This window comes from Ruminococcus sp. 1001713B170207_170306_F1 (assembly GCF_015668065.1).
GTDB classification, from domain to species: Bacteria; Bacillota; Clostridia; order Lachnospirales; family Lachnospiraceae; genus Blautia_A; species Blautia_A faecis.
Genome location: NZ_JADPEX010000039.1, coordinates 21,343 through 29,036, shown reverse-complemented (window position 1 = coordinate 29,036; position 7,694 = coordinate 21,343). Strand labels below are relative to the sequence as shown.

The 7,694-nt window shown below is 37.7% G+C and carries 11 protein-coding genes; all 11 read right to left on the bottom strand.

The genetic code is table 11. The features are described from left to right. Positions 1-189: 189 nt before the first annotated feature. A complete protein-coding gene (locus I4V84_RS18325) occupies positions 190-348 on the bottom strand; it encodes a rubredoxin (protein ID WP_005339874.1) in 159 nt (52 codons plus the stop codon). 75 nt (positions 349-423) lie between these two features. After that, entirely contained in the window at positions 424-1,170 is a 747-nt protein-coding gene (gene yaaA / locus I4V84_RS18320; RefSeq protein WP_195993096.1) for a peroxide stress protein YaaA, read from the bottom strand. Further along, positions 1,170-1,625 carry a thioredoxin-dependent thiol peroxidase gene (gene bcp / locus I4V84_RS18315; RefSeq protein WP_055060581.1) on the bottom strand — a complete coding sequence of 152 codons (456 nt, stop codon included), beginning with the start codon at positions 1,623-1,625 and terminating at the stop codon, positions 1,170-1,172. Before bcp ends, yaaA begins: the two co-directional genes overlap by 1 nt. 3 nt (positions 1,626-1,628) lie before the next feature. Continuing rightward, a complete protein-coding gene (locus I4V84_RS18310) occupies positions 1,629-1,841 on the bottom strand; it encodes a DUF6219 family protein (protein WP_195993095.1) in 213 nt (70 codons plus the stop codon). Between the two features lie 179 nt (positions 1,842-2,020). Then, positions 2,021-2,449: a hypothetical protein gene (locus I4V84_RS18305; protein WP_173716726.1), complete on the bottom strand. Its 429-nt coding sequence runs from the start codon at positions 2,447-2,449 to the stop codon at positions 2,021-2,023. A gap of 4 nt (positions 2,450-2,453) precedes the next feature. Beyond that, positions 2,454-2,666 carry a sporulation initiation factor Spo0A C-terminal domain-containing protein gene (locus I4V84_RS18300; protein WP_173716725.1) on the bottom strand — a complete coding sequence of 71 codons (213 nt, stop codon included), beginning with the start codon at positions 2,664-2,666 and terminating at the stop codon, positions 2,454-2,456. Between the two features lie 287 nt (positions 2,667-2,953). Continuing rightward, positions 2,954-3,388: a hemerythrin family protein gene (locus tag I4V84_RS18295; RefSeq protein ID WP_019161195.1), complete on the bottom strand. Its 435-nt coding sequence runs from the start codon at positions 3,386-3,388 to the stop codon at positions 2,954-2,956. A gap of 76 nt (positions 3,389-3,464) precedes the next feature. Continuing rightward, positions 3,465-3,629, bottom strand: a complete 165-nt coding sequence (gene rd / locus I4V84_RS18290; protein ID WP_195993094.1) for a rubredoxin — start codon at positions 3,627-3,629, stop codon at positions 3,465-3,467. Between the two features lie 278 nt (positions 3,630-3,907). After that, complete coding sequence (locus I4V84_RS20940; RefSeq protein ID WP_330634046.1) at positions 3,908-4,099, bottom strand: hypothetical protein; 192 nt, start codon at positions 4,097-4,099, stop codon at positions 3,908-3,910. A gap of 439 nt (positions 4,100-4,538) precedes the next feature. Beyond that, a complete protein-coding gene (locus tag I4V84_RS18280; RefSeq protein ID WP_173770328.1) occupies positions 4,539-4,778 on the bottom strand; it encodes a hypothetical protein in 240 nt (79 codons plus the stop codon). A gap of 398 nt (positions 4,779-5,176) precedes the next feature. Continuing rightward, positions 5,177-7,693 (bottom strand): ABC transporter permease, encoded by a 2,517-nt coding sequence (locus tag I4V84_RS18275; protein WP_195993093.1) that lies wholly within the window; start codon positions 7,691-7,693, stop codon positions 5,177-5,179. Between the last annotated feature and the right edge of the window lies 1 nt (position 7,694).

Sequence of the window (7,694 nt, the reverse complement as noted above, 5' to 3'; positions counted from 1 at the left end):
CTGGAAAAACGAGGTTGGAACACAGCCAGATTTTTGTTGATTTTGAAGAAAATAAAAAGAAAAGAAGTTTTAAAAGAAAAATGGTGCTGGGCATAACACCCAACACCAAGTTTGTCTACAGTCTGAAACCCTGTTGCTCACACGCACCAGGGTTTTTGTTTATCTATCCGTATTTAAATAATCAGAATTTTATTCAACTTCTGAAAACTGATCTTTTCCAACATTACATAATGGGCATTCAAAATCTTCTGGAACGTCCTCCCACTTTGTTCCTGGTGCAATACCACCTTCAGGATAACCTTCCTCTTCATCATATTCCCATCCGCAAACGTCACATACATATTTCATTAGTTTGTTCCTCCTTCTATTATTATAATAATCAATATTACTGATTACCTTTTATTTAAAATAATCATTCAATCATCATTTTTTCCGTTCAAAAACATATTCTGCATCTGATGATAAATCAGAGCGGAATGAATAGCCTAGTCTATCAAATTTCTTAATATCCTCAGGATTTTCAATTCTGTTTTCAGCCATGAACCTAACCATTTCACCACGGGCCATCTTAGCATATGTACCTTTTGTCACCAGTTTATCTCCTGATAACTCACAAAATGTAATCGTAATGTATCTATCCTGTCGTGTCAGATATTTTTCTATGCACTTAGAGTATTCTTTCGATGCCAGATTGATTATAATCCTGCTGTTATCAATCACTGAGCGGTATAATAAATCTCCCCAGTACTCATACAGATTTTTTGTTTCTCCTATTCCAACCTTCGTCTGCATTTCCAAACGATAAGGCGTCACACCATCCCTTGGTTTTAACACACCATAAAATGCAGATATTATTCTCAAATGCTTTTGTACATACTCGAACTGACTGTCCTCAAACACGGATGGAGCCATATATTGAAAAGCAATTCCTTCATATGATAAGACAGCTGGGGTAAGTAAATGATAAAGATCCATGTTTTCCAATCTATTGAAGTTCTGTTCTGTAATTTTGTCATTACATTTCCAGATAGTCTTCAGTTCTTCTTTTGACTTACTTTTCAACCAACTTTGTATCTCTATCGTCTTTTCAATAAATTCAGGCAATCCATCCGGCGCTATGCTGTCAGTATCTGTAATCATCTTTTTAGCAGGGGATAATATTATCTTCATTAATCTAATTCCTTGAGCATATTTTCAGGATCATCTGCAGCCTTGACTTTATCATTTGCCTTTATAATAATCCCCTGTTCATCAATAAGATATGTGGTTCTTACTACTCCCATAGAGACTTTTCCATAATTTTTCTTTTCTTTCCATACATCATATGCTTCAATAACTTTCCGCTCTGGATCTGCTAAAAGTGTAAATGCCAATCCATATTTTTCCTCAAATCTCTTATGAGAGGATACAGAATCCTTACTGACTCCAAGAATAACTGCTCCTTTTTCGGTAAACTGAGGGTATCGCTCAGAAAACCCACATGCCTGTTTCGTGCATCCCGCTGTATTATCCTTGGGATAGAAATATAAAATCACTTTTTTTCCTGTATAATCCGATAATCTATGTATTTTCCCATTTTGATCTGGCAACTCAAAATCCGGTGCCTTAACCCCTACTTCCAACATTATTTATCCCTCCCTTTCTGTATCTTTCTCTTTATTCGCCTTTTTCTTCCTATTCCCGGTAATCATTTTATGACCTGTATATATCGCCATTACCATACATAACATAGAACCTAAAGCAAAGTATTTGTGACTTGATTTTTGCTTTTTATATCCAGTGTAAAAAGTCCCAAGCATTGTGATCAATGCTCCTACTGACCAATATTTATGTGCTTTCATGTAATTCCTCCATTTTTTCAGTGTATTCAATTCTAATTATACACTACCATATTCCTATGTCAATTTGATAATAGAGCATTTCTATAAAATTTTTCAAAATATCATTGTCAAAACTATGTATTGTTATCCTTTAATTTTTCTTTGAAATAATTGACAAAAAGCTTGCTTTCAGGAGATTACTATTTAATCTCTTTTCCATCTATATATAGTTGAAATTTATCAGGATTATTGACAACATCATAGTCCTTTCCGTATTCTACAGGTCTATATTCGGCTGTCATTACCGATTCCCCGTCTTCAATATCTTCTTTCCATAAATAGATGTTCATATCAATGCCCGTCGCATATCCTCTGTCTGTGGAGAATTTTGTCGAATGAAAAGAATCATCCTTGTACATCTGCAAAAGTTTTCTTGCAAACGCTTCTCTATCCTCAATATCTTCCCTATTTGCGACCACGGTTATATTTTCATCCCGATTTACAGAAAAAGTTCCAACTACATCTGGTTCGCCTTCTTTATGACTGGATTCAAATTTCCCATAAATACTTCCTGCAGCAATTATCAAGATTGCTGTTCCTGAAATTACTGCAATTATCTTTTTCTTCATATTTTTAATTTCCTTTTAATTTTTTTACTGCGTAATTGATTACTTCTTCCGGTGTGGGCCTGTCTCCTTTAAGTGTCATTTTCTTCCATTCTTCCTGCACTGCCGGGTCAGGATTAACAAATCCTGCATCTATGGCTATCTGCATTTTTCTGCGTACTTCTTCTGGTGTTGTGTTATACTTTTCTGCAATCTTCTCATATATAGTTTTCTCTCTCATTCATTTTCCTCAGATATATAAGTGGAATTATATCTTGTTCTATAAAATCAATTTAGCATATTTCTGTTGGCATGAAAAGAGACTTTACAACTTAAAATTGGATAAAAAGGACAAAAAAAGAAGAGCTGCTTGCTCTTCCCATATAGTAGTAGTAAAATAATATGTCATGCCAGCGCAATATATTACCTAGAATATCGCTATAACAGGAAAGGGGCTGCATTATGACAGCCCCTAGTTTACTTCATCACGTTGTCTACATTCTGAGTGAACTCGTTCCCTGGTTTATTTTAGCATCGATCTGGATTTTGTTTCATAAAGATAAATTTTGCCACAGAGCGGTCGTATGTTTTAATGTGTCCAAACAGCCAGTCGATTACATTTTTCTGTACAAGTTCACTGAACCGATCTGTTGGTCCTTCATACTCCTGAAGGTATTCATACAGTTCCTGAATTGTCTTTTTAAACTCTTCATGTTTTTCATAATGTTTTTCACGCTCTGGATAACCGGCTTTTTCCTGAAGTGCTTCTTCTTCTTTAAAATGAAAGTCAGTATACTCGTTAAGATAATCCAGAAGTTTGATTGCCTTTACCTTGCTGTCGCCATTTTGACAGGCAATTACAAAGTTCTGAATACGGTCAATCAATTCTTTGTGCTGTGTATCGATTGTTTTATTTCCTGTTACTAAATTGTCATCAAAGGTAATGTTTAAATCGTAAGTCATAATTTGACCTCCATTTCTTTTATATGTTCTCTTAGGCTCTTTTAATGTCTGGCAGTTTCGTACCTGCATTTTCTGCTTAGTCTTCTGCAGGAACGAAAACATCTTTTCCTAATCCGCAGATTGGGCATGTCCAGTCATCTGGAATATCCTCAAATGCAGTTTCTGGAGCGATACCGGCGTCTGGATCTCCTACTGCCGGATCATAAATATATCCACATGGTTCACATTCATATTTTTTCATAGTCATTTTCCCTTTTCAATGTCGATTTATTTTTGTTACCAAGTTCCTAGCAATTTTTCTAACACTTTGTTTCTTATGTATCTGTATTATACATGATAATTATTCTTTTGTCAATAATAGTAATTATTATTATTTTTTTACACTTAGCATAAACTGATATTTGAATTGCACATTTACATATTGTATATATCATGGGAATAGTTGAATAAAAAAATGAACTCTATTCATTAAAGACAGAGTTGCTGGAAATTATTTCTCTCCAACAACTTTCTTCGTCTTTAAGTCCTTGAAACACAATACTGTCCAATCAGATTCATCCAACTGTTATATTTATTCTTTTCACACACCTTTCGACAAATTTCATTTTCCATCAATACACAGAACATCTTATCATAATCAAATGCCCAAACAGCACCATTCACATGGTTTTCCACTGCTTTCTGATCTATGTACTTTAAACGTGTGACCATTTTTTCAATTTCTCCATTTCTCAAGTTACCGATATTTTTGCAGATAAACCGAAAGAAATTCAACGTTGCATATTCGTCATGCCAATGGAACTCTTCTGGATTGTTTTTAATTTTACTGGCTCGCTACTGTTCTTTGATTATCTGATCAGCTACACCTTTCATCGAATCTTCGTATCTCATATTACTCACCTACTCTTCCTCAACGCCCAGTGACGGTTTAAATCTTTTATCCTTTGCCTGCGGTACCACGATCTCATGATTTTGATGGGAAGCAATTACTTACTACAACTTGCAGAAGCGGATATCCAAAAGGCATTGTGGGAGCTGCCTTTGCTGACCGAAATCCATCTTCTTATGTAAAACCTGCAGGAATATAAAGGGAAAGTGACTATCTCTGCCGATTAATAATCCAAATAATATCGTCTATACCAATCTCTCCTTATGCTGTTTTTCTCTCCATAAACCATTTATCCACTTCGTAAAACAAGTGGCTTTCCTGCCCCTGTATCATACAGGTGTACATCATTCCTACACCGCCTGCCTTTCTGCTGGCGCACCGCTCGATTTTCAAAGTTCTGTCAATGCTATACTTTCTTCCATCCTCCCATGTAAAAAATATGGGAACCAGCTGTCCGTCTTTCCGAAACTCTGCTACTACATCTACATATACTTTGTTCATGCCGACACCCCACTATAAAATCTCAATTGCTCTTGGCGATGCCGGGATTCTGCGGATATATCCATTTAACTCCAACTGTTTGATTCTGGAAAAAGCAGATGATGTTGATCTTTAAACCATTAGTACACCATTTTTTCATCAAGATACGATAAATTACGACAAGATACGATAAGTACAAAATTTCCCAAAGCCGCACAAATACTGTATTTCTGGGCTTTTCCGCCTTTCTGTATGATAAGTTAATAGAGTTTTCAGCACTCAACAAAACAACTTTTTCTAAGGTTAGGCGAAATTTTTCAACACAATACAGGTAAGGCAGTGATTTCACTCGTTGCCCAAATTTTGTGACATTTGAAAACGGCCACCCCTTTTGGATGACCGTTTCGTATCTGCGTATTTTATTCGGCAATACGTAACCGCTCTACCACAGTTTTTTGTGCCATTTTGTTATAGCAGACCAAAGGAACAATGGCTGTAATGAGGAGCAGAGGGATAATACAGAGAAATACCGGAAGCAGGGTAAAATGCCATGTAAAATAGGTTAATTCCACACCCATCATCCGAACCACCGTTAGACTTGCTATAACGGAAAGTATCAGAGAACCTAAAAGGCCCAAGATAGAATAACCAATCCCTTCATATATCAGTATTTGCTTAACCTGCCATCCTGTCATACCTACCGATTGTAGCATTGCAATTTCTCTGTATCGAGACAAGATAGACGTTGTTATGGAGTTGATAAAGTTCAGTATGCCGATCAAAGCCAATATCGCACAAAGAGTGCCGCCCACAAGACGGAACATATTGATCATCCTGTCAAAGTTCTGCCGCAGGGTCACTTTTGAAAAATAATCCAAAGAGGTGTCCGTATTTTTAGTGTAGTTTTTCAGCCAGTTTTCGGTTGCAAGCTGGTGTTCATGATCCACATTGAAGATTGTTTTCATGGCCGGCTGATCGGCGGGTACCATATTTCCCAAAAGTTCATTGGTCGGGAAAATATAGTCCAATCCCATGTCTACCTGCAAAGGAGTTTGTAATGCGCTTGGAATACGTACCACAGCCAGCACATCATACACTTTATTTGTACCATCAAGCTGTGTCACGCTAATTTGATCGCCCGGTTTATACAAGCAAAGAGAACCATCACCCATCATTCGCAATGGAGTTACATACACGCCGGTTCCGGCTTTCCACTGTTCCGTGTTTAGTTCACCGTCTAACACCTGTACATATTCTGTCGGAAAATCATCCAAGCCATATACATTCACACCATGTTCCTGTCGAACCCTATAATTTTCCAGTTCATTTGCAATATCACTGGAAGAAGCAGAGAGTTCCTGTAATCGGGCGAGGTCGTTTTCAGAAAGCGGCTGTTTGGAAGTCCATAAGTAGATATTTCCTATATCTTCAAGACCATTCAAACTTTCTGTCTGGCTAATAAAATCCTGGCTTACATTCGCTGTGTTATATGGCGCATAATTGTTAATTACTGTTGTATCGGAAACTGTAAAATCTGTAAGGCTGAAATCAGCCACAAACTTATCAAAGTCAAAGGAGGTCACATAGGTATAAACGCTATTCAAGAGAACAATACTAAGGACAAAAGACAAAGTAACGATCATTACTTTTTTCTTGTTTCGAGTCAGATTGTTCTTTGCCATCATCATTGTGCTGATATGCTTACTGCGCCGCTGCTTTTTCTTTCCACCAGTCTGTTCAATATAGTGCAGTGCCTCCATCGGAGAAATTTTAGCCGCCAATATCGCAGGTTTTTGACAGCTAATGAAAACTGTAATTGCAGAAAAGACAATCGCTACCAAAAAGATCAATGGATTTACCGTAGTAACGACCCTTATATCATCAGTTAGCATATTTACAATCGCAGGCAACAACAACCGACCAATCGGCCATCCCAACAATAGTCCAATAGGAATACCCATAAGAGATAGCTTAATTGCTTTTTTATAAACGATTTTCCTTATTTGTCTTGCGGTGGTTCCCAGTGTTTTCAACATTCCATAAAACCGAATATCCTGCGCGATAGAAATATAAAACACATTGTAGATTAGAAGATAACCTGCGATAAAGATAACCGCAATACCGGCCACAAGGGGCAGCATGGAAGAAAGATTGACCGTTGCCATTTGGTAAGCGTCGTTAATACTTACCCGTTCATCTAAACCGTATTTGGAAGTCACCTCTAATGCTTGCTTTTCAATATTCCATGCCGTAGGCATCATCATAACAGCATCAATATAACCGGTTCCCACAGGTGGGGTTGTTCCGTCCGTTTCCCCGTGGATGACCGGAGCTACCTGTTCCGCATATGCTTTGGATAATAGCATTGTTTGACGGTACGCCACAGCATCCCCATCCCAAATGCCGCAAAGCGTAAAGGTATCGGTAAATGTATCCGTATCGGTTGTAAAGGTCAACTCCATTTGTGTGCCGACTTTATCCGGCAGTCCCATCGCATCCAGAACAATACGACTGGTGGCGATCTCATTTTTTTGTTCCGGCAGATGTCCGGTATCAGGAGTATTAAAGGTCAGTTCCGAATAAGTTTCATCACCATATCGCAGTTCCGTCGGCGTCTTATTGAAATCATCTCCCACGGCATTTCCTATGATAATTGAATATCCGATGTCTTTTATTCCTGTATCCGATGATAGCTTCTCATATTCTTCCCAGGATAAACGCTTGATACCAGCATGGGCAGAAGTGCCGGTTGTCCTCATATTACTTTCCTGCATAGCAGTCTGCAAGCTAATGGCAATCGTAAACAAACTGGTAAAAAGCAACGTAGCAAGCATGATTGCCAATACCGCAATCGTATTTTTTTGAGCTTTCAACGAGCGCTTTGCCAGAAGTTTCAAGACAAGTCTGTTGTTATTCCCAAATAAAATATCTGTCATG